A 23,834-nucleotide genomic window follows, 5' to 3' on the forward strand; every position below is an offset into this window, starting at 1 on the left:
ATATTTGATTTATGATCAAAAGACAGAACGGTACAGTTTTGAGAGCATAAGGGGGAGGAACGACATGGCTGACTTCAACGCCACAGGGCAGCGGGTGCTGGTGACGGCCGGTGCTTCCGGCATCGGTCTCGCGATCGCTCGGACGCTGGCCGGCGCCGGCGCCAGGGTTCATGTCTGCGATGTGGACGAAGGCGCACTGGCCGCCTGCCGCGATGCGATTCCGGGCGTCGGCACCACGGTCGCCGACGTGTCGGACGACGCGGCGGTGGACCGGCTGTTCGACGACGTTCAGGCAGGGCTCGGCGGGCTAGACGTGCTGGTCAACAACGCCGGCATCGCCGGCCCGACGGCGGCGATCGAGGATATCTCGCCGGCCGACTGGCGCCGCTGCATCGATATCGACCTGACCGGCATGTTCCTGTGCGCCCGCCGCGCGGTGCCGATGCTGAAGAAGGAGGGCGCCGGCGCCATCGTCAACATGTCGTCGGTGGCGGGCCGGCTCGGTTACGCCTTCCGCACCCCCTATGCCGCCGCCAAGTGGGGCGTGATCGGTCTGACGGAAAGCCTGGCGCGCGAACTGGGGCCATCCGGCATCTCGGTCAACGCCGTTCTGCCGGGCATCGTCGCCGGTCCCCGGATCGAGAAGGTGATCGGCGCGCGGGCCGATCAGGTCGGCGTCAGCTATGCCGAGATGGAGAAGGAATACCTCGCCAAGGCCTCGCTGCGCCGGATGGTCAGCGCCGACGATGTCGCCGCCATGGTCCTGTTCCTGGCATCTCCCGCCGGCCGCAACGTCTCCGGCCAGTCGCTCAGCGTCTGCGCCAACGTCGAGACGCTCTAAACTTAAATATCAGCGCTGAAATTCAGGGAAACCGGAGAAAACGCCATGGCGAAGTCCAACAAGGTCATCATCACCTGCGCCGTGACCGGCGCCATCCATACCCCCAGCATGTCGCCGCACCTGCCGGTGACGCCGGAGCAGATCGCCGACGCCGCGATCGGTGCCGCCGAAGCCGGCGCCGCCATCGTCCACCTGCATGCCCGCAATCCGGAAACCGGCAAGCCCGACCAGTCGCCGGAAGCCTTCCAGCCGTTCCTGAAGGTGATCAAGCAGCGCACCGACTGCGTCATCAACCTGACGACCGGCGGTGCTCCCTACATGACGGTCGAGGAGCGGCTTCGCCCGGCGGCCGAGCTGAAGCCGGAAGTGGCCTCGCTTAACATGGGCTCGATGAACTTCGGCCTTTATCCGATGCTGAACCGCTTCAAGGACTTCAAGTTCGAGTGGGAGCGCCAGCACCTGGAGAACAGCCGCGACCTCGTGTTCAAGAACACCTTCGCGGACATCGAATACGTCCTGAAGACCTGCTCCGAGAACGGCACCCGGTTCGAATTCGAGTGCTACGACACCTCGCACCTGTACAACCTCGCCCACTTCCGGGATCGCGGGCTGGTCAAGGGACCGCTGTTCGTCCAGACCGTGTTCGGCCTGCTCGGCGGCATCGGACCGCATCCGGAGGACGTGCTGCACATGAAGCGGACGGCGGACCGGCTGTTCGGCGACGATTACCGCTGGTCGGTGCTGGGCGCCGGCCGCAACCAGATGCCGATCGCCGCGATGGCCGCCGCGATGGGCGCCAATGTCCGAGTCGGCCTCGAAGACAGCCTGTGGGACGGTCCCGGCAAGCTGGCGGAAAGCAACGCCGCCCAGGTCCGCCGCGCCCGCTCGATCCTGGAAGGACTGGGGCTGGAGATCGCCACGCCGGCCGAAGCGCGCGAGATCCTGGACCTCAAGGGCGGCGATCAGGTCGGCTTCTGATCACGCCTGCCATCGCCAGGGCGGAGCGGATGATCAATCCGCCTTGGCGGTTTCCTTCTTCATGCCGGGGACGTTCTTCTCGGCCAGGTCCTCGACCTTTTCGCGGACCTTATCGGTCGGCTGCTTGTCCGGATCGACCTCGATGGTCACCGGCGCCGTGCCGTCGTCAATCATGTCGAGCTTCTTGGCGGCGCCCTTCGACAGGTCGAGCACCCGGCCGTCGACATAGGGTCCCCGGTCGTTGATCTTAACGTCGACCGACTTGCCGGTTTCCTCGTTGGTGACCGTCGCCTTGGAGCCGAGCGGCAGTTCCTTGGAAGCGGCGGTCATCTTGTTCTGGTCGAAGATCTCGCCGTTGGCGGTCTTCCTGCCATGGAACTTACCGCCGTAGTACGAAGCTTCGCCTTCGATCACCACTGAATTTTCGTCGGGTTTGCCGGCCGGTTCCTCTGCGAAAGCGGGAGCCAGTACCAGCGAGGAGAAGGCCATAACACCGAGAATAAAAACTGACGGGGACTGCATGCCGATGTCCATCCTTTCAAGATGCCGCATCTAAACCCCGCTTCGATGTCTTGGTTCCTGCTGTAAATAGGGGTAGTTTCGCCTCCGGCCGATTTGGCGCAGTCAATGATCGACTCAACCTTTTGAAGAAAAAGTATTGAGGCATGACGGAACCGCTGGCATTCATCCTCGCCGTCCTGGGTCTTCTGGCGACACCGGGACCTACCAATACGCTGCTGGCGGCTTCCGGCGCCGCCGTGGGACTGCGGGGATCGCTCCACCTGCTTCCGGCGGAGGTTTTGGGTTATCTCTGCTCCATCCTGGTCCTGGCGCTCGTGCTGGGGCCGGTCGCCCAGACTTGGCCGCTGTTCGGTTCCGCTCTCCGGGTCTGCTGCGCGCTGTGGCTTGCCTATCTCGCGTGGCGCCACTGGACGGCCGCCGCCGACCATGGGGTCGAGGCGCGGGCGGTGCCGTTCAGCCGGGTTTTCGTGACGACGCTGCTGAACCCCAAGGCGCTGATCTTCGCCTTCGCCATCATCCCGCATCTGGCGGAAGGGAAAGGCGCTGCGGCGCTGCCCTATCTCGCCGGGCTTTCCGCCTTAATCGTCGCGGTCGGAACCACCTGGATCGGTATCGGGACCGCCCTGACCGTTGCGGGAGCACGCCATCGCTGGGTCCAGCGGGTCAGTGCCGCCGTCCTCGGCGTCTTCGCGCTGGTTCTCTCCGGCTCCGCGTTCTCCCGCTAAGACGTGACGCAATTGCACCAATGGGCGGTGAAGTGTCGCTTCCTTCGAATTGAAACTTCTATTTCGTCGAAAAAAGCCTAAATATCGGATCTTAAACGCCAGTTTCGTCAGAGGGTTCGGGAGTTGCTGTCCCAGAAAGCCAAATACGCGTTGCAGGCCCTGTTGGTGCTTGCCGATCTCAAAGAAGGCGAATCGCTGATGATCAGCGACATCGCGGAGCGGCAGCGACTGCCGAAGCGCTTTCTCGAACAGATCCTGCTCGACCTCAAGCACCAGGGTGTGGTGCAGAGCTGGCGCGGCAAGAACGGCGGCTACGCGCTGCTGAAGCCGGCGGACAAGGTGACTTTCGGCGAGATCGTCCGCATCGTTGACGGACCCCTGGCGCCGCTGCCCTGCCTCAGCCGCATGGCCTATCGCCGTTGCGAGGACTGCGTCAGCGAAGAGAAGTGCGCCGTGCGACGGGTCTTCGCCGGAGTCCACGAGGCGACGACACAGATCCTTGACAACATGACGCTCAGCGCGGCATTGGCCGGTGACGGCGTGCCCGCGCGGGAGCTGCTCCGCAGCGTGGGCTGACGCCGCCAACCGAGGCAGTCGGCGAGGACAGGCGCGTCATGAACCGGGAACCTGGATGACCTGGGAGCAGGGCGCGCTTCTGGCGGTGCTTGCGGGATCGCTCGGTCTCTTCGTGCTCGACCGCTGGCGCTTCGACATCGTTGCGGTCGCAGCCCTGATGATCTGCGTCCTGGTCGGCATCATCAGGCCGGACGCGGCCTTCGCCGGTTTCAGCAACCCGGCTGTAGTGACCGTCGCGATGGTGCTGGTGATCACGCAGACCTTGGCGCGGTCCGGCATCGTGGACGACGCGGCCCGCCGCTGCACCGACATGGCGAAGACGCCGACCGCCCAGATCGGTGCTCTCTGCGCCTTCGCGGCGCTGCTCTCGGCCTTCATGAACAATGTCGGGGCGCTGGCGCTGATGATGCCGCTGGCGATCTCCACCGCCCGGCGCAACGGCTATTCGCCCGGCCTGATCCTGATGCCGCTGTCCTTCGCCACGATGCTGGGCGGCATGTGTACGCTGATCGGCACCCCGCCGAACCTGCTGATATCGAATTTCCGTGAGCAGGCGACGGGTAATCGCTTCCTGATGTTCGATTTCCTTCCGGTCGGGCTGGCGATCACCGCCGCCGGGCTGACTTATCTGACCTTCGCCGGCTGGCGGCTGCTGCCGCGCCATCGCACGGCCCCGCGTGTCGATATCGACCGTTTCCGCGTCAGCGACTACGTGACGGAAGCGCTGATCCGGCCCGGCTCGCATTGGGCCGACCAGAAGGTCGAGCGGCTGGAGGAAGAGCGCGGCGTCGCGGTCATCGGCGTCATCCGCGACGGCCGCCGGATCTTCGCGCGGCCGGGTACCGTCAGGTTCCAGTCCGGCGATATCGTCCTGCTGGAAACCGACACGGCCACGTTGCAGCATCTTGTCGAACTGGAAGGTCTGGCCCTGGTGGCGCAGGGTGCCGGCGGGCGCGAATTGCGGCTGACCGAGGCGATGGTGATGCCGAACGCCCTGATCCAGGGCAGCAGCGCCCTGTCGCTTGACCTGAGGGAGCGCTGGGGCGTCAATCTGGTCGCGGTGTCGCGTCAGGGCCGGCGGTTCGAGGGACGATTGCGCGATGCCAATCTCAGCGCCGGCGATATCCTGCTGCTCGACGGCGATCCGGAGATCGTCGCCGAGGCGATGGGGGAACTGGGCTGCATCCCGCTGGCCGACCGCAAGCTGGAGTTCGAGCCGCGCCGGACATGGCTGATCGTTCCGGTCTTCGCCGCCGCCGTGACCGCCGCAGCCCTGGATCTGGCATCCGCCGCGATCGCCTTCACCTGCGCCGTCCTGGCGATGCTGGCGGCGCGTATCATCCGCCCGGCATCCCTGTACGAGGCGGTCGATTGGCCGGTGGTCGTGCTGCTGGGCGCCATGATCCCGCTCGGCACCGCCGTCCAGACGACGGGACTGGCGGGATGGATAGGCGAAGCGGTCGTCATGATGGCGCCGACCGCAGGTCCGACAGGCATGCTGGCCGTCATCCTGATCGCGACCATGGTGGTGACGCCGGTACTGAACAACGCCGCGACCGTGGTCATCATGGCGCCTGTCGTGGTCAACATCGCCCAGCAACTGGGGGTGTCGCCCGACGCCTTCCTGATGGCAGTCGCCATCGGTGCGTCTTGCGACTTCCTGACCCCCTTCGGCCACCACAACAACTCGATCATCCTGGGGCCGGGCGGCTATCGGTTCGGCGATTTCTGGCGGGTGGGGCTGCCGCTGGACCTGATCGTGATCGTGCTATCGCTGCTGCTGATCCCGCTCATCTGGGCTTTCTGACTACCTGAACTGACCTGTCTTCAGTTCTTTGTGCAAAATCCAAAAATTGTACTATGCAAAAAGCCACGAGCGCCTTTGCTGTGAATGGATTTGACATACCAGCGATGTGACAAATATCTTGTGTTAGGGTTTATGCATGCCATCTTGTTTGATTATGCGATGATGTGCAGAGAAAATTTGTTAAATAAGCGAGGGTAGTAGGCCATGGCGAAGAACGGAACGGGCGGAATGGACAAGTCATTCCTGGGCAAAATGCTTGCCGGTGGAGTGGCGTCCGTTCTCTGCCTGGTCGCCGGGTCGGCGATGGCGGAAGTGCAGACCGTCCGGTTCGCCCGTCAGCTTGGCCTGGGCTATCTACAGCTCTACGTGGCGCAGGATCTCAAGCTGGTCGAGAAGCACGCGAAAGAGGCAGGCCTCGGCGACGTGACCGCCGCCTATACGCCGCTCGGCAGCCCATCGGCCGTCAACGACGCTCTACTGTCCGGCAGTGCGGAATTCGCTGCCGCCGGCATCCCTCCCTTCCTGATCCTGTGGGACAAGACCCGCAAGAGCGCCGATGTGCGGGCACTCGCGACGTTGAATTCCCAGCCGGCCTACCTGAATACCAACAAGCCGGATGTAAAATCGCTGGCCGATTTCACGGAGAAGGACAGGATCGCGGTCCCGACCGTCAAGCTGTCGTATCAGGCGATCATCCTCCAGATGGCGGCGGAGAAGCAGTTCGGCGACGGCAACTATGCCAAGCTCGACAACCTGACCGTCTCGCTGAGCCATCCTGAAGCGACGATCTCCCTGCTGTCCGGCAAGACCGAAGTCTCGGCCAGCTTCACCAGCCCGCCGTTCCAGTACCAGCAGCTCGAAAGCGACAAGATCCACCGGGTCATAAGTTCGTACGACGTGCTGGGCGGCCCCGGCTCCTTCAGCGCGCTGTGGACGACGGCCAAGTTCCGCGAGAACAACCCGAAGACCGCCAAGGCCGTCCTTGCCGCGATGGACGAAGCCAGCGCCTTCATCAAGGAGAATCCCAAACAGGCGGCCGAGATCTACATCCGCCTGGACAACTCCAAGCTGGCACCGGACTTCATCGAGAAGATCATCACCGATCCCGAGATCCAGTATTCGACCACGCCGCAGAACATCCTGAAATATACGGATTTCATGGCGCGCGTCGGCACCCTCAAGAACAAGCCCGCCACATGGCAGGAGCTTTTCTTCCCCGAACTGCATGATCGTGCAGGCAGTTGACCGGAGGCATGAACGCCATGGGCCGCGTACTCCCCTTCACCGGACAGGAAGCCGATCCCGGCGTCCTGCTCGACGTCGATAACGTCACGCTCCAGTACAAGACTGATTCCCGTCTGGTCACCGCCACGTATCAGGTCGATTTCCAAGTCCACCGGGGCGACCGCTTCGTGCTGCTCGGCCCGTCCGGTTGTGGCAAGTCCAGCCTGCTAAAGGCCGTGGCAGGATTCATCAAGCCGGTCGAGGGCCAGATTCGCCTGAACGGCGCTCCCGTCACCGGCCCCGGCCCTGACCGCATGGTCGTGTTCCAGGAGTTCGACCAGCTCCTGCCCTGGAAGACCGTGTTCCAGAACGTGATGTTCCCGCTGCGCTCGCGAGGCGTGCCGAAGCGGGAGGCCGAGGACCGCGCCGGCACCTACATCGCCAAGGTCGGCCTCGACCGTTTCCGCGACAGCTACCCGCACATCCTGTCGGGCGGCATGAAGCAGCGCGTCGCTATCGCCCGCGCCATGGCGACCGAGCCGGAAATCCTGCTGATGGACGAGCCGTTCGCCGCCCTCGACGCCCTGACCCGGCGGCGGATGCAGGAAGAGCTGCTTCAGCTTTGGGACGATGTCCGCTTCACCGTACTCTTCGTCACCCACTCGATCGAGGAAGCGATCATCGTCGGCAACCGCATCCTCGTGCTGTCGCCCCATCCGGGGCAGGTCAAGGCGGAACTCAACGCCCACAGCTACGGCCACGAGAAGAGCGAGGGCTTCGCGGCCCTGGAGAACCGCATCCACACGATGCTGTTCGCCGAGCAGAATACTGCGCCGGCTCCCAAGGTGACCAGGGCAGCAAGGCCATGACGGGTAGCGTTCAATCGCATCAGCAGCCGCTCGTCCCGTCGATCCGGCCGGAGTTCGAGCGCGACGTGCTCGACGCCGGCGTCATCGGCGACATCAGCCGGCCGCTCTCCCCGTGGGAGCGTCTTACCGGCAACACGCTGGCGCGCAGGATCTTCATCCTGGTCCTGCTCGGCGCCGCGTGGCAGGCCTACGCCGTCTGGTCGGACAACCCGCTGATGTTCCCGACGCTCAGCGAAACGCTGGCGACGCTGTGGACCAGTCTGGTCGATGGACAGTTGCTCCAGCGCTGCCTGACCTCGCTCCGCATTCTGCTGGTCGGCTATGCGGTAGGCATTGCGGCGGCGGCTGTTCTGACGATGCTGGCGGTCACGACGCGCTTCGGCAACGACCTGCTGAGCACGCTGACCAGCATGTTCAATCCCCTTCCCGCCATCGCCCTGCTGCCGCTGGCCTTGCTGTGGTTCGGCCTGGGCGAGGGCAGCCTGACCTTCGTCCTTGTCCATGCCGTGCTGTGGCCGATGGCGCTCAACACGCATTCCGGCTTCATGGGCGTCAGCGACACCCTGCGGATGGCCGGGCAGAACTACGGGCTGAAGGGCCTGCGCTACGTCATGCTGATCCTGGTGCCCGCCGCACTGCCGTCGATCCTGACCGGCCTGAAGATCGGCTGGGCTTTCGCCTGGCGGACCCTGATCGCGGCGGAGCTTGTGTTCGGCGTCAGTTCCGGAGCCGGCGGCATCGGCTGGTTCATCTACGAGAACCGCAACCAGCTCGAGATCCCCAGCGTCTTCGCCGGACTGCTGATGGTCATCATCATCGGCCTGCTGGTCGAAAGCGTGGTCTTCCGCTCGATCGAAATCTATACCGTTAGAAAATGGGGTATGCAGCGATGAGTTCGTCAACCGTGACGACAACCGTAGACGTGATCCCGACGTCATCGGTGCTGGGTGCCGAGATCACCGGCATCGATCTTTCCCGCGACTTCGGCGACCGGGAGTACCAGTTCGTCAATGAGGCGCTGCTGAAGCACCGCGTGATCGTGCTGCGCAACCAGAACCTCTCCGACGACGACCTGCTGGCCTTCAGCCGTCGGTTCGGCACGCTGGACAAGGCGCCGCCGAACGAGAACGGCAAGCAGTTCGTCCCCGGCTACGAGGAGATCTACGTCATCTCCAACGTGATCGAGAACGGCGTCGCCATCGGCGCGCTGGGAGCCGGCGAGGCGTCCTGGCACACTGACATGTCGTTCCTGCCCGACCCGCCGCTTGGCAGCGTGCTCTATTCGCTGGAAGTGCCACCGAGCGGAGGCGACACGTGGTTCCTCAACACCGTCATGGCCTATCACGCGCTCCCCGCCGACCTGCGCGCGCGCGTCGACGGCCTGTCGCTGAAGCACGACAGCACGACCAACAGCGGCGGCTTCCTCCGCCATGGCTACGAGCATCCGACCGATCTGGCAACCTCTCCCGGCACGATCCACCCGCTGGTCATCACCCACCCGGAAAGCGGCGACCGCGCGCTCTACCTGGGCCGGCGCCTCAACGCCTATGTCGTCGGGCTGCCGATCGAGGAGGGCGAAGCCCTGCTCGACGAGCTGTGGAGCCATGTCGCCAAGCCGGAGTTCACCTGGGCGCATTCCTGGCGCAAGGGCGATCTGGTCATGTGGGATAACCGCGTCACCATGCATCGCCGCGACAGCTTCGACAACCAGCACCGCCGCCTGATGCACCGCACGCAGGTACGGGCACGGCACAAGGCGGCTTAGAGAGGGCTTCTCCAGACCGCTGAAACAGGTTTTGAGCTTGATTTAGATGCGGCACTGCCGCATGATCAAGTTTATGAAGACCAAGCCCATAACTGTCGTCGAGACGTCCGTGTTTACCCGGCGCGCGGACAAAATTCTCGGCGAAGAGGGGCGGAAAGCCGTCATCGATTTTCTTGCGAACAATCCGCTTGCCGGTGATGAAATTCCGGAAACAGGCGGAGTTCGCAAGGTTCGGATTTCTGCCAGGGGCAAAGGCAAATCGGGTGGCGCACGCGTCATCTACTACTATCTTGACGATGATATGCCCCTGTTCGCCTTGCTAATCTACGGCAAGGATGAACAGGACGATATGACGGCGGAGCAGAAGAAGATTGTCAGTAAACTAGCCGCCTCGATCAAAGGGTCACACCGCAGGAGGAAAGTGAAATGAGCAATCTCGGCGACGATCTAATCGAGGCTATGCAGGAAGCTGCCGCCTACATGGAAGGCGATCCGGGCAAGACCGTAACGTCTACGGTCGATGTGCCTGATGTCGATGTCGCCGCAATCCGCCGGACGATGAAGCTGAGTCGCATCAAGTTTGCGAACCGCTTCGGGTTGGATGCTCGAGCCGTCCAGGATTGGGAACAGGGACGGCGCCGACCGGACAGATCGGCGCGCATCCTGCTGCGGGTGATTGAAAAGCATCCTGAAGCGGTCGAGGATGCATTGAAAGTCGCATGATCGACGGCTGTAGCGGCATGACACCATCCTCGCCACGCCGCCGGTACCCACAAGAAACTCAACTCGTTCAGCTCTCGTAGAAGATATCCAGGCTCTCGGTCTCCGAACTCAGCGCTTCGATCGCGTGCTCGGCGTCCGCCAGGGCTTCCCATAGCTCCTGGACGATCGCATGTCGGTCGCCGCAGCGGTCGAAATTCTCCAGCAGACGGCCCAGCTTGCGGTGGGAGAGCAGCGTCTTGTGGCGCACCCATTCGATACGGGCACGCTCCAGGTCCCCAGCGCCGTCTTCAAGGTCATGGATGCCGACGACGGCATCTTCGGGGAGGAAAGTCAGTTTCGTATAGGCGGCGGAACCGCTTCCGTTCTGACGGAGCACGATGCCGGGATGCTGAAGCATCGCGAAGCCTGCCGCCCAGGCCCCCCCGTTCGACAGACTCAGTACCAGTTCCACCGCTCCGGCCGTAGCGCTTGCGCCGGCGGGCGCCGGGACCATGCAGGTTCCGGTCAGGGCGCTGACGGCGTCGATCACCTTGGGATGCCGCGCCAGTTCGGTCAAAAACTTAGGGGATGCCCGCTCCGCCGCCACAATCCCGGCGGCACTCAGTAGCCTGAAGGGAGCTGCGAGGGCCGGAGAGGGCGGTGTTTCGTCCGAGGCGCCGGACAGGCTGACCGTCCAGGCCGGAGGTTCGATTGCAAGGTGCCGGCTGGGGTCGAGAGAGGGCGCGGCGTTGGCGGAGTTCTGCGGGCGCGCGTTCAATGGAATGATCATCGCATCCATCGGCATCGCTCCTCCGCGTGATCAACCCGGTTCCCTGGTGATCCGCCGGCGGAACATCCGGCATCGGGCCGGGCGTTTGGTGCGGTGGGGATCAACATGGTGCTCCTCCGTTGGTTTATCGTTCTGGACGCCAACCATCATCCACCAGTTTCTCTACCAACTCAATAGGGTTTGTGGTGATGCCTTTTCCTGGTGCCCGAGATGCGGTGCGGACCACCGGTCCGCACCCTGGATATCTGACGGCAGCGCTCAGTTATTCCGCAGCATCCCTCAACCCGGCCGCGCGCTCAAGGGCCTGATCGAGATCGGCGATGATATCGTCGATATGCTCGATGCCGACCGACAGCCGGACATAGCCATCGCTGACGCCGGTCGCGAACTGCTCCTCCGCCGAAAGCTGGGAATGGGTGGTGGAGGCGGGATGGATCGCCAGGGTACGCGCGTCGCCAATATTCGCGACGTGGTAGACCAGCTTCAGCCCGTCGATGAAGGCGCGACCGGCATCGCGTCCGCCCTTCAGCTCGAACCCGACCAGCCCGCCGTAGCCGCCCTTCAGGTACGCATCGGCGCGGCGGCGCGCTTCGCCGTCCTGAAGTCCGGGATAGATCACTTTGGTCACGGCGGGGTGCTTCGTCAGGTATTCCGCCACGGCCGAGGCATTGCGGCTGTGCTCGCGGATGCGGAGCGGCAGCGTCTCCAATCCCTGGAGCGTCAGGAAGGCGTTGAACGGGCTGAGTGCGGCCCCAAGGTCGCGCAGCAGCGTCGTCCGCGCCTTGATGATGTAGGCGACCGGACCGATCGGCTTGACGGCTTCGACCCAGACGGCGCCATGGTAGCTGGGGTCGGGTTGGTTCAGCAGCGGCTGGCGCTCGGCATGAGCCGCCCAGTCGAAGGCGCCGCTGTCCACGATCATGCCGCCGATCGAGGTGCCGTGGCCGCCGATGAACTTGGTGGTCGAATAAACGATGACGGCGGCGCCATGGTCGAACGGCCGGGCCAGCAGCGGCGCCGCCGTATTGTCGATGATCAGCGGAATGCCGAGCGGACGGCCGATATCGGCGACTTCGCGGATCGGAAAGACGACCAGCTTGGGGTTGGGCAGCGTCTCGGCGTAATAAGCGCGGGTGCGCTCGTCCGTCGCCTTGCGGAAGTTCTCCGGATCGCTCGGATCGACGAACCGGACCTCGATCCCCTGCTGGCGCAGCGTATTGGCGAACAGGTTCCAGGTGCCGCCGTACAGGTCGGTCGAACTGACGATGTTGTCGCCCGCCTGCGCCAGGTTCTGCACCGCCATGGCCGAGGCCGCCTGACCGGATGCGACCGCCAGGGCCGCGACGCCGCCGTCGAGCGCCGCGATCCGCTTCTCCAGCACGTCGGTCGTGGGGTTCTGGATGCGGGTATAGATATTGCCCAGTTCCTTCAGCGCGAACAGGTTGGACGCGTGTTCGGTATGGTCGAACTGGTACGAGGTGGTCTGGTAGATCGGCACCGCAACAGCGTTGGTGGCGGGATCGGACCGGTATCCGGCGTGCAGCACCAGGGTTTCGGGCTTAAGCGGGGCGGGGTTCTTGCTGGCGTCGCTCATGGTGGCCGGCTCCTTCGGGCTCGGTTCAAGGGGGATCGCGGAAAGCTATACGATCCCCCAGGCCACATGAAGTGAATTTGTAGATTAAACAAGTTTCACACGCCAAATCCGGAATTTAGGAAATCAGGTCCGCAGGTCAATGGTTTGCATAGACCGCCGGCTTGCCGCCGGGCTGCCCGAACAGGATCACCTGATAGGGTTCTCCCATGTTCATATCCATGCCGGGCGCGTCCGCCGGCATGCCGGGGACCGACAATCCCGTGGCCTTCGGACGCTCGGCGAGCAGCCGCCTGACATCCGCCGCCGGGACATGTCCTTCCAGGACATAGCCGCCGATCGTGGCGGTATGGCAGGAGTGCAGCGGTTCCGGCACGCCGTTGGCCCGCTTGACCGGATCGACGTCCTCGATGTCATGGGTCTTCACCTCGAAGCCCGACGCCTGCATGTGCTTGACCCAGCCGGTGCAGCAGCCGCAACTCGGCGATTTCCAGACATCGACGACATCGGAGGCGAGGGCGGGGATTCCCGTTCCGCTGAGCAGAAGACCCGCGAGCATCGCGGCGCTTGCGGCGGTGTGCAGGCTTTTCGCGAATTTGGAACGCATCGTTTTTTCTCCTGATGGATGAACTTCAGATAGCTGTCCGGGATAAGCCGGAAAGACTCTTTTCATAGCTGAGGTGCGGGGCATTGCGTCGCAGCCCGGAACCCCTATGTTCCATGTTTCCGCCGGCCGATACGACTTGGCCGCCGCGACCTGTTCGAGTTTGCAGTACAGTATGCCGTGCTTAGGAGCATCGGAACCATGAGCGAAGTACAGTTGGCGGTGCCGGGCTTCCCCGAGTTGAATAGGGAAATCACACCACGGCCAAGCGATACCGTATGGGGCATCCTGCGTGCCGATGCTGTCAAGGTTTCCGCCGAGGAAGAGATCCTGCGCGGATTCATCCATGGTTCGGTGCTGTTTCACGACGATTACGCCTGCGCGCTGGCGGCATTGCTCGCCCATAAGCTGGGCGACCGCAACATGACGGCCGAGCGGTTGGAGGGGCTGGCCCACGAAGCCCTGTCCGATGATCCGGATATCGTGGAGGCCGGCGCATCCGACCTGATCGCCATCCTGGAGCGCGATCCCGCCGCTGACAGCTACCTGACGCCTTTCCTCTACTTCAAGGGCTTCCACGCGCTGCAATGGCACCGGATCGGCCATTGGCTGTGGACCCACCGGCGCCACAGCCTCGCCCATTTCCTGCAAAGCCGCGTGTCGGAGGTCTTCGCCATCGACATCCACCCGGCGGTGCCGGTCGGCACGGGGGTATTCATCGACCATGGTACCGGCCTTGTCGTGGGCGAAACCGCCGTGATCGGCAACAACGTCTCGATCCTTCAGGAAGTGACGCTGGGCGGTACCGGCAAGGAGCATGGCGACCGGCATCCCAAGGTCCGCGACGGCGTGCTGATCTCCGCCGGCGCCAAGGTGCTCGGCAACATCGTCCTTGGCGCCGGCTGCAAGGTCGGGGCCGGCAGCGTCGTCCTGAAAGACGTGCCGGCCTGTGCTACGGTCGTCGGCGTCCCGGCTAAGGTGGTCGGCTGGTGCAGCGGTCCGTTCCCGGCGCTGAACATGGACCAGACGCTGCCGGAGCCGGATTACAGCATCTGATCCCAAGGTATACCGGTTTTCATTTACCGGGCTTCCAGCCCCGCAGCGTGAGCGCGTTGGCGACCACGCTGACGGAGCTGAGCGCCATCGCGGCACCCGCCAGGATCGGACTCAGATAGCCGAACACCGCCAGCGGAATGCCGATGGTGTTGTAGGCGAAGGCCCAGAACAGCCCCTGCCTGATCTTGGCGTAAGTCCGCCGCGACACGTCCAGCGCCCCGCTGACGAGGACAGGATCGCCGCGCATCAGCGTGATGCCTGCCGTGTGCATCGCGACGTCGGTCCCCGTCGCCATCGCGATCCCGACATCGGCGGCCGCCAGCGCCGGAGCGTCGTTGATACCGTCGCCGACCATGGCGACGACCTTGCCCTCCGCCTTCAGCCGGGCCACGATATCGGCCTTGTCGCCCGGCAGCACCTCGGCGAAGACCCGGTCGATGCCGAGTTCCTGGGCTACCGCATTGGCCGCACCGGCGCTGTCGCCCGTCACCATGACGGCCTCGATCCCGCGCGCATGCAGTCCGGCGACCGCTTCACGGGCGCGTTGCTTGACGGTATCGCCGAAGGCGACCAGACCCAGCACGCGGGCGTCTGGGCCGGTTTCCGCCAGCCACGACACGGTGCGGCCCTGGGACTCAAGTTCCTTGCCCCTGGTCTCCAGCGCCCCGTCGGACAGACCGTTCTCCGCCATCAGCCTGCGGGCGCCGAGCAGCAGCGAGCGACCGTCCACAATCCCCGAAATGCCCCGGCCCACCAGCGACTTGAAGCCGTCGAGACGGCTGGATTCGATCCCGCGCGTCGCGGCATGGGCACGGACCGCCTGGGCCAGCGGATGCTCGCTCCCTTGCTGGAGCGAAGCCGTCAGCCGCAGAAGGTCACCCTCGGCAAAGCCGGGGGCCGCGATCAGGTCGGTCACCCTAGGTTTGCCCTCGGTCAGCGTCCCCGTCTTGTCGAAGGCGACCGATGTCACGGCATAGGCCCGTTCTAGCGCCTCGGCATCCTTGATCAGGATGCCGTACCGAGCGGCCTGACCGGTCCCGACCATGATGGCGGTCGGCGTGGCGAGGCCGAGCGCGCAGGGGCAGGCGATGACCAGCACCGATACTGCTGTCAGGATAGCGGCTTCCAGATCGCCGCCCACGGCCCACCAGCCGATGAAGGTCAGCGCCGCGATGACCAGCACCACCGGCACGAAGACGGCGCTGACCTTGTCCACCGTGCGCTGGATCGGTGCCTTGGACGCCTGCGCGCCTTCCACCATGCGGACGATGCGCGCCAGCATGGTTTCATGACCGACCGCCAGCGTCTCGACCGTCAGCAAACCGTCGACGTTGATCGATCCGCCCGTAACGCGCCCGCCCTCGGCCTTCTCGACCGGCAGGCTCTCGCCCGTCAGCATGCTCTCATCGACCGAGCCGGCGCCTTCCACGACCTTGCCGTCCACCGGAATGCGCTCGCCCGGACGGACCACGACGATATCGCCGACGCGCACCCGCTCGACCGCGATTTCCCGCTCCACGCCATCGCGGCGCACGCGGGCTTTGTCGGGACGCAGGTCCATCAGCGCCCGGATTGCCGTCGCGGTCTGGCCCTTGGCGCGGGATTCCAGCCACTTGCCGAGCAGGATGAACGTTATCAAGACGGCCGACGCCTCATAGTAGAGGTGCGGCGTGTGTCCAGGATGCGCGGTCAGCAGCAGATACGTGCTCAGCCCCCAGGCGGCCGACGTGCCGATTGCGACCAGCAGGTCCATATTGCCGGCGCCCGCGCGCACCGCCTTGAACGCGGCGACATAGAAGCGCCAGCCCAGCCAGAACTGCACGGGAGTCGCCAGCGCCAATTGCAGCCAACCCGGCGGCATGACATGCAGGCCCACCAGATCGCCGATCATCCCAACGACCAGCGGCAGCGACAGGGCCGCCGCGATCAGCAGCTTCACCAGCTCCCGCCGCTGCCGCACGGCAGCCTCATCGGCGGCGGCACTGCCCGCCAGGGCAGTCTGGTCCTCAACGATGGGACTGGCATGGAAGCCGGTCCGGTCCACGGCCGCGACCAGCGTTTCCGCGTCGATCCCATGCCCAGTCACATGCGCCCGCTCGGTCGCCAGATTGACGGCGGCGTCGGTGACGCCCGGCACCCTCTTCAACGCCTTCTCCACGCGCCCCACGCAGGACGCGCAGGTCATCCCTTCCACGGCAAGATCGAACTCGGCCGGGGGCAGGGCGGAAGACTTAAGAGCGGTATCGTCGGTGGTCGGGGTTGCGGCAGCGTAAGCCATGGTCAGGCTCCTCGAATCTCATGCTGCCCATGTATGTGGGGCTTCCAGCCGTGGGAAGGTCAAGGGCCATTCGTCGCAAGCTGTTGTCAAGCAGGCGCGCAGCCGAACGAGCGAAGGAGGAGAACGGCTAAAACGGAAAAGCCCGCCGGCCGGCTTCCAACCCAAAGGGCAGGTCGCCGTCCGGCGGTGAGTAGCGCCGAAGCGGGCGGGGAAGCCTACGCCGCTTTGGCGTAAACTTCCGCGTAGCGCTCCATGGGGAGAGGTTTGATCCGGGAGGCCTGACCGGCGCTGCCGAACGCCTCGAACCGGTCGCGGCACAGGTCCTTTGCGGCGTCCAGCGCCGCCGCGAAGAACTTGCGGGGGTCGAACTCGTCCGGCTTCTGGGCCAGCAGGCGGCGCACGGCCCCCGTCATGGCAAGCCGGATATCGGTGTCGATGTTGACCTTGCGCACACCGTAGCGGATGCCGTTCTGGATCTCCTCTACGGGCACGCCGTAGGTCTCCTTGATCTCGCCGCCGTACTCGCGGATGATGTCCAGCCACTCCTGGGGGACCGAGGACGAGCCGTGCATCACCAGATGGGTGTTTGGCAGGCGCGCGTGGATTTCCCGGATGCGGTCGATCGCCAGGATGTCGCCGGTCGGCTTCCGCGAGAACTTGTAGGCGCCGTGACTTGTCCCGATCGCGATGGCGAGCGCGTCCACTCCCGTCGCCGCGACGAAGTCCGCCGCCTGATCGGGATTGGTCAGCAGATCGTCATGGCTGAAGGTGCCTTCGGCGCCCGATCCGTCCTCCTCGCCCGCCTGTCCCGTCTCGAGTGATCCAAGAACCCCCAGCTCACCCTCAACCGAAACGCCGACGGCGTGGGCCATCTCGACCACTTGGCGGGTGACCGCGACGTTGTACTCGTAGGAGGCCGGCGTCTTCATGTCCTCCTTCAGGGAGCCGTCCATCATGACGCTGGTGAAGCCGGAGCGGATCGAGCGCTGGCACACCGCCGGGCTGGCGCCGTGGTCCTGGTGCAGGACGATGGGGATATGCGGCCACGTCTCGACCGCCGCCTCGACCATGTGGCGCAGGAAGGCCTCGCCGGTGTATTTCCGGGCGCCGGCTGACGCCTGGAGGATGACCGGGCTGTCGCACTCGTGCGCCGCCAGCATGATCGCGCGGATCTGTTCCATGTTGTTGATGTTGAAGGCCGGCAGGCCGTAGCCATGTTCGGCGGCGTGGTCCAGCAACTGGCGCATCGAAACGAGAGCCATGGTTTCCTCCGGTATATTATCGTTGTCTTGTCTCAGGGCATCTCAGAGCAGGGCGTGCGCCGCCTTGGCGATACGTTCCGGCGTCAGGTCGAAGAAGCGGTAGAGGGCATCGGCCGGCGCGGACTCGCCGAAACGGTCGATACCGATCACCTCGCCGTTGGAGCCGACATACTTCCACCAGCCGTCGGTCCGCCCGGCCTCGATGGCAATCCTCGGTGCATCCGTGCCCAGCACCGTCCTGCGATATGCCGCGTCCTGGCGGTCGAACACCGTCGTGGACGGCATCGACACCACCCGCGCATGGATTCCCTCGCCGGCGAGCAGGTCGCGCGCGGCAACCGCGAGCGGCACTTCCGAACCGGTGGCGATCAGCACGATATCGGGCAGACCGCCATCTGGCTCCGACAGCACGTAACCGCCGCGCGCCGCTTCCGCCGCCCTGCCTCCGCCGCCGTCCTGGGGCGGAAGATTCTGGCGCGACAGCAGCAGGCTGGTCGGGCCGTTGCGCCGTTCGACGGCGGCCCGCCATGCCACGGCGGTCTCCAGCGCATCGCAAGGCCGCCAGACATCCATGCCAGGGATCAGGCGGAGCGAGGCCGCATGTTCGATCGGCTGGTGGGTCGGACCGTCCTCTCCCAGGCCGATGCTGTCATGGGTGAAGACCTGGATCGTACCGAGGCCCATCAGGGCCGACAGTCGCAGCGCGTTCCTCGAATAGTCGGAGAACACCAGGAAGGTACCGCCGAACGGGATGAACCCGCCGTGGAGCGCCATTCCGTTGACGATGGCTGTCATGCCGAACTCGCGCACGCCGTAGTGGATGTAGTTGCCGCCTCCTGTCCCCGCCACCGAGCGGCAGGCCGGCCAGTTGGTCAGGTTGGAGCCGGTAAGGTCGGCGGAGCCGCCCAGCAGTTCGGGCAGCAGCGGAGCCAGCGCCTCGATTGCCAGTTGCGAAGCCTTGCGCGTCGCGACCGTTTTGGCCGCCTTCACCGTGTCGGCGATGAAGGCGTCGGCGCGTTCTGCGAAATCCGCCGGCAGCTTACCGGCGATCCGGCGCTGGAACTCGGATGCCAGATCCGGGTGCGCCGAAGCATAGGCGTCGAACCGCTCCTGCCACTCCCCCTGAACCTCGGCACCACGCTTCCGCGCGTCCCAGGCTGCCCGGATCTCATCCGGGATCTCGAAGGCGGGGTAGGGCCAGTTCAGCGCGGTCCGGGTCGCGGCTGTCTCGTCGGCACCGAGGGGAGCGCCGTGGACGTCGTGTGTCCCCGCCATCTTCGGAGCGCCCCAGCCGATCACCGTCTTGCAGCAGACCAGCGTCGGCTTGCCCGACGGCGTCAGCGCCTCGGCGATGGCGGCATCCAGTGCCGCCGCGTCGTGGCCGTCGACGTCGCGGATCACCCGCCAGCCATAGGCTTCGAAGCGCTTCGGCGTATCGTCGGTGAACCAGCCCTGGACGTGGCCGTCGATCGAGATGCCGTTGTCGTCGTAGAACGCCACCAGCTTTTCCAGCCCCAAGGTCCCGGCCAGCGAGCAGGCTTCGTGAGAGATCCCCTCCATCAGGCAGCCGTCGCCGAGGAAGACGAAGGTGCGGTGATCGACGATCGTGTGCCCTGGCCGATTGAACTCGTCGCCCAGCAGGCGTTCGGCCAGCGCCATGCCGACCGCGTTGGAGATGCCCTGGCCCAGCGGCCCGGTCGTCGTCTCGACGCCCGGCGTGATGCCCCATTCCGGATGTCCAGGGGTGCGGGAGTGAAGCTGGCGAAAGTTCTTCAGCTCCTCCAGCGGCAGATCGTAGCCGGTCAGGTGAAGCAGCCCGTAGAGCAGCATCGATCCATGGCCGTTGGACAGCACGAAGCGGTCGCGGTCGGGCCAGTGCGGGTCGGCGGGGTTGTGGCGCAGCTGGCGGTTCCACAGCGCCTCGGCGATGTCGGCCATGCCCATGGGCATGCCGGGGTGGCCGGACTTGGCCTTGTTGACGGCATCGACGGCCAGCATCCGCAAGGCATTGGCGAGCGTGCGGCGGTCGGTAGTCGGTTTCACAGGGTTGTCGGGAGCCAGAATATCCATCATCGTATTTCCTCCCATCGCTTTTTTAGACGGCTCATCTCTTGGTTCAGTGAGCCTTCTTCTTCCGGTCCATCAGTTGCCAGATCAGCGGCGTGATGATGAGCTGCATGGCCAGCGCCATCTTGCCGCCGGGGCAGACGATGGTGTTGGGACGCGACATGAAGCTGTCCTTCAGCATCGACAGCAGGTACGGAAAGTCGATGCCGCGCGGGTTGCGGAAGCGGATGATCAGCATGCTCTCATCAGCGCTCGGGATATCGCGGGCGATGAAGGGGTTGGACGTGTCCACGGTCGGCACCCGCTGGAAATTGATGTCGGTCAGCGAGAACTGCGGGACGATGTAGTTCACGTAGTCGGGCATCCGGCGCAGGATGGTATCGACGATCGCTTCCTGGCTGTGGCCGCGAGAGATCCTGTCGCGGTGGAGCTTCTGTATCCACTCCAGGTTGATGATCGGAACGACGCCGATCAGCAAATCAGCATGTCGCGCTGCATCGACGTTGCCGGTCTTCACCGCCCCGTGCAGTCCTTCGTAGAACAGCAAGTCGGTCGGTTCCGGCAGGGGCTCCCACGGCGTAAAGGTGCCGGGCTCCTGCTGGTAGGGTGCCGCTTCCTCCGCGTTGTGCAGGTACTTGCGGGTCGTGCCGGTCCCCGTCTCGCCGTAATGCTGGAAGAGCGCTTCAATCTCCTCGAACAGGTTGGCGTCGGGGCCGAAATGGCTGAAGCTCGCCAGCCCCTGCTGCTGAGCCTCCGCCAGCCGGGTCCGCATCTCGGCTCGGTCGTAGCGGTGATAGGCGTCGCCTTCGATGATCGCGGCCGAGATCTGCTCGCGCCGGAAGATCTGCTGGAAGGTGTGGCGGACGGTCGTGGTGCCGGCGCCGGACGATCCGGTGATGGCGACGATGGGATGCTTGACGGACATGGATCACACTCCTCCATGCGCGCCGGCCGGGACCCGGAACAGCGAGCGGGTGTTGAAAAGCGGCGCTTCGAAGACCTTGTCCTCGCCCTTGTCGTAGGCCTCGTGATAGCGGACGATCCGTTCGACCTCCGACTTCGAGCCCAGGATCAGCGGTACGCGCTGGTGAAGCTTCTCCGGCACGAGATCCAGGATGCGCTGGCGCCCGGTGGAAGCGACCCCACCCGCCTGCTCCAGGATCATCGCCATCGGGTTGGCCTCGTACAGAAGGCGGAGACGCCCGGCGCGCGAGGTGTCCCGCGTATCCCACGGATACATGAAGACGCCGCCCCGGATCAGGATGCGGTAGACCTCCGCCACCAGCGATGCGATCCAGCGCATGTTGAAGTCCTTGCCGCGTGGTCCCGTGCTGCCCCGGATGCATTCATCGACGTAGCGCTGGACAGGCGGCTCCCAGAACCGCTCGTTGGAGACGTTGACGGCGAACTCGCCGCATTCCTCCGGCACCTTCATGTCGGGGTGGGTCAGGATGAAGTTGCCGATCTCAGGGTCGAGCGTGAAGCCGTTGACGCCGTCTCCCAGCGTCAGCACGATCATCGATGTCGGCCCATAGAGCGCGAAACCGGCGGCGACCTGCTCCGTACCCGGCTTCAGGAAGTCCGCTTCGACCGGATCGCCGCCGCCTTCCGGTGCCCGCAGGATCGAGAAGATGGTACCGACCGTGACGTTGACGTCGATGTTGGACGACCCGTCCAGCGGGTCGAAAGACAGCAGGTAGCGGCCCTTCCGGTGCGGCGGCGGGATCACGAAGACTTCGGGCAGTTCCTCCGACGCCATGCCGGCGACCTGGCCGCCCCAGGTACAGGTATCGAGCACGATCTCGTTGGCGGCTAGGTCGAGCGGCTTCTGCACCTCGTCATGGACGTTGGTGCCGGTTTCCGTCTGGTGTTGCTGGAGCGATCCGCGCGAGACCATGACCGAGATCAGCTTGCAGGCGGTCTGCACATCGTTCAGCAGGGCAGTCAATTCCGTGTCCGGACCGCCGCGCCGGCGCTGGTCCTCGATGATGAACTTCGCGAACGTCATGCTGCGATGCGGCATTGGTCCTCTCCCTAGTCCTCGTTGTTATTCTTTATTGTTTGCTTTTCTATGTAACGGGTTTTGTAACTTTTTTCGCTTGGCGGACACTTACTGGGTAAAGACTCGGCTGGCGCGGATATCGGCTTCCTCGATGGTCTGAAGCATGTCGGCATTCAGCACGCCGCCCTGGGCGAACAGCCGGTTGGCCTGACGTAGCCGGGCACGGTCGAGGGCGTTGCGGATCGACCGGGCATTGGCAAAGCGCGGCTGGTCCATCCGAAGGTCGATGTATTCCTGCATCGCCTGACGCGCCCCAATCGACAGCCGGTAGTGCAGGCCCGAGACCATGGTGTCGGCGATGTTCAGCAGCTCGTCCGACCGGAAATCCGGGAAATCGACATGGTGCGCGATGCGCGATCCCATGCCCGGATTGCTGGAGAAGAAGGTTTCCAGCCGGTCCTTGTAGCCCGCCAGGATCACGACCAGATCGGCGCGGTGGTCCTCCATGACCTGAAGCAGGATCTCGATCGCCTCCTGTCCGTAGTCGCGCTCGTTCTCCGGGCGGTACAGGTAGTAGGCCTCGTCGATGAACAGCACGCCGCCCATCGCCTTCTTCAGCGCTTCCTTGGTCTTGGGTGCTGTGTGCCCGATATACTGGCCGACCAGATCGTCGCGGGTCACCGACACCACATGGTCACGCCGGATATAGCCGAGCCGGTGCAGGATGCCGGCCATGCGCCGCGCCACCGTCGTCTTGCCGGTGCCGGGATTGCCGGTGAAACTCATGTGCAGCGACGGCGCATCGGTCGATAGGCCAAGCTGGCGGCGCGCCTGATCGATCAGCAGCAGCGCCGCGATCTCGCGGATACGGCTCTTGACCGGGACCAGCCCGACCAGCTCGCGGTCGAGCTGGTCCAGGATCTCGCCGATGTTCGACGCGGCGTAGAGCTCGTCGAGATCGACCGATGTCTTCGCCGGTTGCGTTTCGGGCGCCTGCGTTGCCGGCGGATGTGTCAATAAGCTGCTCATGCCGCCCTCCGCAGCGGTTCTAGTTGGCCGCGCAGCGCCGCCACGACGTCGCGGTAGGAGCCGTCGGCGCCACGAGCGCCGAAGATCGCCGAACCGGCGACGAAGGTGTCGGCCCCAGCCTCCGCGATGGCGCGGATGTTATCGACCTTGACGCCGCCATCGACCTCCAGCCAGATCGGCTGGCCGCCGCGCGCTACGTGGCGGTCGATCCGCTGACGGATATCGGCGATCTTGACCAGCGCTTCCCCGATGAACTTCTGCCCGCCGAAGCCGGGATTGACCGACATGACCAGGATCAGGTCCAGCTTGTCCATCACGTGGTCGAGGTAGTGGAGCGGGGTAGCGGGGTTGAACACCAGCCCCGCCTTGCAGCCGTTATCCCGGATCAGCGACAGCGTGCGGTCGATATGCTCCGACGCTTCCGGGTGGAACGAGATGATGTCGGCGCCCGCCTTGGCGAACATCGGCACGATCGCATCGACCGGCTTGACCATCAGGTGGACGTCGATCGGCGCCTTGGTCCGGGGCCGGATCGCTTCGCACACGACCGGCCCGATGGTCAGGTTGGGGACGTAATGGTTGTCCATCACGTCGAAGTGGATCACGTCGGCGCCGGCGGCGATGACGTTCTCGACCTCTTCGCCCAGCCGGGCGAAATCGGCCGACAGGATGCTGGGAGCGATCCGGAACGTGCTGGTCATGCTGTCACCTGTCCCCCGCCTCAATACCGCGCGCCGGTCGGCTTCTCGGTCGCGTAGCTGCGGATCGTGTAGTTGACGTTACGGCCCGGACCTTCGGCTCGCACCAGCTCGAAGCCGTCCTCGGCGGAAGGGCGATTGATCAGGAAGGACATCCGGATCGTCTCGAATCCGCGGTTGCTGTCGAACGCCAGAACCTTGATGTACTTGTTCTTGTTGGCCTTGCGGCAGGCGTTGACTTCCATCATCACGCCGGCGGCGTCAGCGATGTCGAACATCGGCTGACCCCACATGTCCCAGTACGTATTCCGGGGATGCGGATCGTCGGTCGATTCGACCGCGACGGCCCAGCCCTGGCTGAGCGCGTAGGTGATCTGCTTGGTGATTTCCTCGTCCGTCAGGTCGGGGAGGAAGGAGAACTGACCTTGGGTCAGGCGCATGGCGAAAA

24 protein-coding genes are annotated in these 23,834 nt (G+C 64.7%); 12 read left to right on the forward strand and 12 right to left on the reverse strand.

All coding sequences use genetic code 11. The annotated features are described in order from the left end of the window. Positions 1–64: 64 nt before the first annotated feature. Together N826_RS29645 and kce are read left to right on the forward strand one after the other, a co-directional pair. Positions 65–841, forward strand: a complete 777-nt coding sequence (locus N826_RS29645) for an SDR family oxidoreductase (protein WP_044434886.1) — start codon at positions 65–67, stop codon at positions 839–841. Between the two features lie 45 nt (positions 842–886). Beyond that, on the forward strand, positions 887–1,819 hold the full coding sequence (gene kce, locus N826_RS29650; protein WP_044434887.1) for a 3,5-dioxohexanoate:acetyl-CoA acetone transferase: 933 nt from the start codon (positions 887–889) through the stop codon (positions 1,817–1,819). A 33-nt stretch (positions 1,820–1,852) separates the two neighbouring features. Here kce and N826_RS29655 read toward each other — a convergent pair whose 3' ends face one another. Next, positions 1,853–2,341: a septal ring lytic transglycosylase RlpA family protein gene (locus N826_RS29655; RefSeq protein WP_084721284.1), complete on the reverse strand. Its 489-nt coding sequence runs from the start codon at positions 2,339–2,341 to the stop codon at positions 1,853–1,855. 143 nt (positions 2,342–2,484) lie between these two features. Between N826_RS29655 and N826_RS29660 the strand changes: the two genes are divergently transcribed. From N826_RS29660 to N826_RS29700, 9 genes are all read left to right on the forward strand, one after another. Further along, complete coding sequence (locus N826_RS29660) at positions 2,485–3,066, forward strand: LysE family translocator (RefSeq protein WP_044434889.1); 582 nt, start codon at positions 2,485–2,487, stop codon at positions 3,064–3,066. 123 nt (positions 3,067–3,189) lie between these two features. Beyond that, on the forward strand, positions 3,190–3,642 hold the full coding sequence (locus tag N826_RS29665; protein ID WP_044434891.1) for an RrF2 family transcriptional regulator: 453 nt from the start codon (positions 3,190–3,192) through the stop codon (positions 3,640–3,642). 55 nt (positions 3,643–3,697) lie between these two features. After that, positions 3,698–5,449: an SLC13 family permease gene (locus N826_RS29670; RefSeq protein WP_044434893.1), complete on the forward strand. Its 1,752-nt coding sequence runs from the start codon at positions 3,698–3,700 to the stop codon at positions 5,447–5,449. Positions 5,450–5,677: 228 nt separating this feature from the next. Beyond that, positions 5,678–6,694: an ABC transporter substrate-binding protein gene (locus N826_RS29675; RefSeq protein WP_044434895.1), complete on the forward strand. Its 1,017-nt coding sequence runs from the start codon at positions 5,678–5,680 to the stop codon at positions 6,692–6,694. A 17-nt stretch (positions 6,695–6,711) separates the two neighbouring features. After that, complete coding sequence (locus N826_RS29680; RefSeq protein ID WP_147041052.1) at positions 6,712–7,542, forward strand: ABC transporter ATP-binding protein; 831 nt, start codon at positions 6,712–6,714, stop codon at positions 7,540–7,542. Then, complete coding sequence (locus tag N826_RS29685; RefSeq protein ID WP_084721279.1) at positions 7,539–8,435, forward strand: ABC transporter permease; 897 nt, start codon at positions 7,539–7,541, stop codon at positions 8,433–8,435. The genes N826_RS29680 and N826_RS29685 overlap by 4 nt, the downstream gene beginning before the upstream one ends. An 11-nt stretch (positions 8,436–8,446) precedes the next feature. Next, entirely contained in the window at positions 8,447–9,307 is an 861-nt protein-coding gene (locus N826_RS29690; protein ID WP_244619704.1) for a TauD/TfdA dioxygenase family protein, read from the forward strand. A gap of 73 nt (positions 9,308–9,380) precedes the next feature. Then, on the forward strand, positions 9,381–9,737 hold the full coding sequence (locus tag N826_RS29695) for a type II toxin-antitoxin system RelE/ParE family toxin (RefSeq protein ID WP_044434965.1): 357 nt from the start codon (positions 9,381–9,383) through the stop codon (positions 9,735–9,737). After that, positions 9,734–10,030: a helix-turn-helix domain-containing protein gene (locus N826_RS29700; RefSeq protein ID WP_044434903.1), complete on the forward strand. Its 297-nt coding sequence runs from the start codon at positions 9,734–9,736 to the stop codon at positions 10,028–10,030. The genes N826_RS29695 and N826_RS29700 overlap by 4 nt, the downstream gene beginning before the upstream one ends. A 67-nt stretch (positions 10,031–10,097) precedes the next feature. Here N826_RS29700 and N826_RS29705 read toward each other — a convergent pair whose 3' ends face one another. From N826_RS29705 to N826_RS29715, 3 genes are all read right to left on the reverse strand, one after another. Beyond that, a complete protein-coding gene (locus N826_RS29705) occupies positions 10,098–10,808 on the reverse strand; it encodes a hypothetical protein (RefSeq protein WP_147041054.1) in 711 nt (236 codons plus the stop codon). A gap of 253 nt (positions 10,809–11,061) precedes the next feature. Further along, positions 11,062–12,393 (reverse strand): O-acetylhomoserine aminocarboxypropyltransferase/cysteine synthase family protein, encoded by a 1,332-nt coding sequence (locus N826_RS29710; protein WP_044434908.1) that lies wholly within the window; start codon positions 12,391–12,393, stop codon positions 11,062–11,064. A 136-nt stretch (positions 12,394–12,529) separates the two neighbouring features. Then, complete coding sequence (locus N826_RS29715) at positions 12,530–12,997, reverse strand: DUF411 domain-containing protein (RefSeq protein WP_052832267.1); 468 nt, start codon at positions 12,995–12,997, stop codon at positions 12,530–12,532. A 198-nt stretch (positions 12,998–13,195) separates the two neighbouring features. Between N826_RS29715 and cysE the strand changes: the two genes are divergently transcribed. Beyond that, positions 13,196–14,050 (forward strand): serine O-acetyltransferase, encoded by an 855-nt coding sequence (cysE, locus tag N826_RS29720; protein WP_084721280.1) that lies wholly within the window; start codon positions 13,196–13,198, stop codon positions 14,048–14,050. A gap of 19 nt (positions 14,051–14,069) precedes the next feature. Here cysE and N826_RS29725 read toward each other — a convergent pair whose 3' ends face one another. From N826_RS29725 to N826_RS29760, 8 genes are all read right to left on the reverse strand, one after another. Further along, positions 14,070–16,328 carry a heavy metal translocating P-type ATPase gene (locus N826_RS29725; RefSeq protein ID WP_084721281.1) on the reverse strand — a complete coding sequence of 753 codons (2,259 nt, stop codon included), beginning with the start codon at positions 16,326–16,328 and terminating at the stop codon, positions 14,070–14,072. A gap of 215 nt (positions 16,329–16,543) precedes the next feature. Next, the gene (fba, locus tag N826_RS29730) at positions 16,544–17,590 is read right to left on the reverse strand and encodes a class II fructose-bisphosphate aldolase (protein WP_044434910.1); all 1,047 of its coding nucleotides are present in this window, start codon (positions 17,588–17,590) and stop codon (positions 16,544–16,546) included. Between the two features lie 42 nt (positions 17,591–17,632). Then, complete coding sequence (gene tkt / locus N826_RS29735; RefSeq protein ID WP_345769886.1) at positions 17,633–19,663, reverse strand: transketolase; 2,031 nt, start codon at positions 19,661–19,663, stop codon at positions 17,633–17,635. Positions 19,664–19,706: 43 nt separating this feature from the next. Further along, positions 19,707–20,582 carry a phosphoribulokinase gene (locus N826_RS29740; protein WP_044434912.1) on the reverse strand — a complete coding sequence of 292 codons (876 nt, stop codon included), beginning with the start codon at positions 20,580–20,582 and terminating at the stop codon, positions 19,707–19,709. A gap of 3 nt (positions 20,583–20,585) precedes the next feature. Beyond that, positions 20,586–21,680 carry a class 1 fructose-bisphosphatase gene (locus tag N826_RS29745; RefSeq protein WP_044434914.1) on the reverse strand — a complete coding sequence of 365 codons (1,095 nt, stop codon included), beginning with the start codon at positions 21,678–21,680 and terminating at the stop codon, positions 20,586–20,588. A gap of 87 nt (positions 21,681–21,767) precedes the next feature. Further along, entirely contained in the window at positions 21,768–22,688 is a 921-nt protein-coding gene (cbbX, locus tag N826_RS29750) for a CbbX protein (RefSeq protein WP_044434915.1), read from the reverse strand. Next, entirely contained in the window at positions 22,685–23,389 is a 705-nt protein-coding gene (gene rpe / locus N826_RS29755; protein WP_044434917.1) for a ribulose-phosphate 3-epimerase, read from the reverse strand. Before rpe ends, cbbX begins: the two co-directional genes overlap by 4 nt. 20 nt (positions 23,390–23,409) lie before the next feature. Then, positions 23,410–23,826, reverse strand: coding sequence for a ribulose bisphosphate carboxylase small subunit (locus tag N826_RS29760; protein WP_044434918.1), 417 nt, complete (start codon positions 23,824–23,826; stop codon positions 23,410–23,412). Positions 23,827–23,834 lie beyond the last annotated feature (8 nt).

It is taken from the genome of Skermanella aerolata KACC 11604 (assembly GCF_000936425.1).
Classification (GTDB): domain Bacteria; phylum Pseudomonadota; class Alphaproteobacteria; order Azospirillales; family Azospirillaceae; genus Skermanella; species Skermanella aerolata.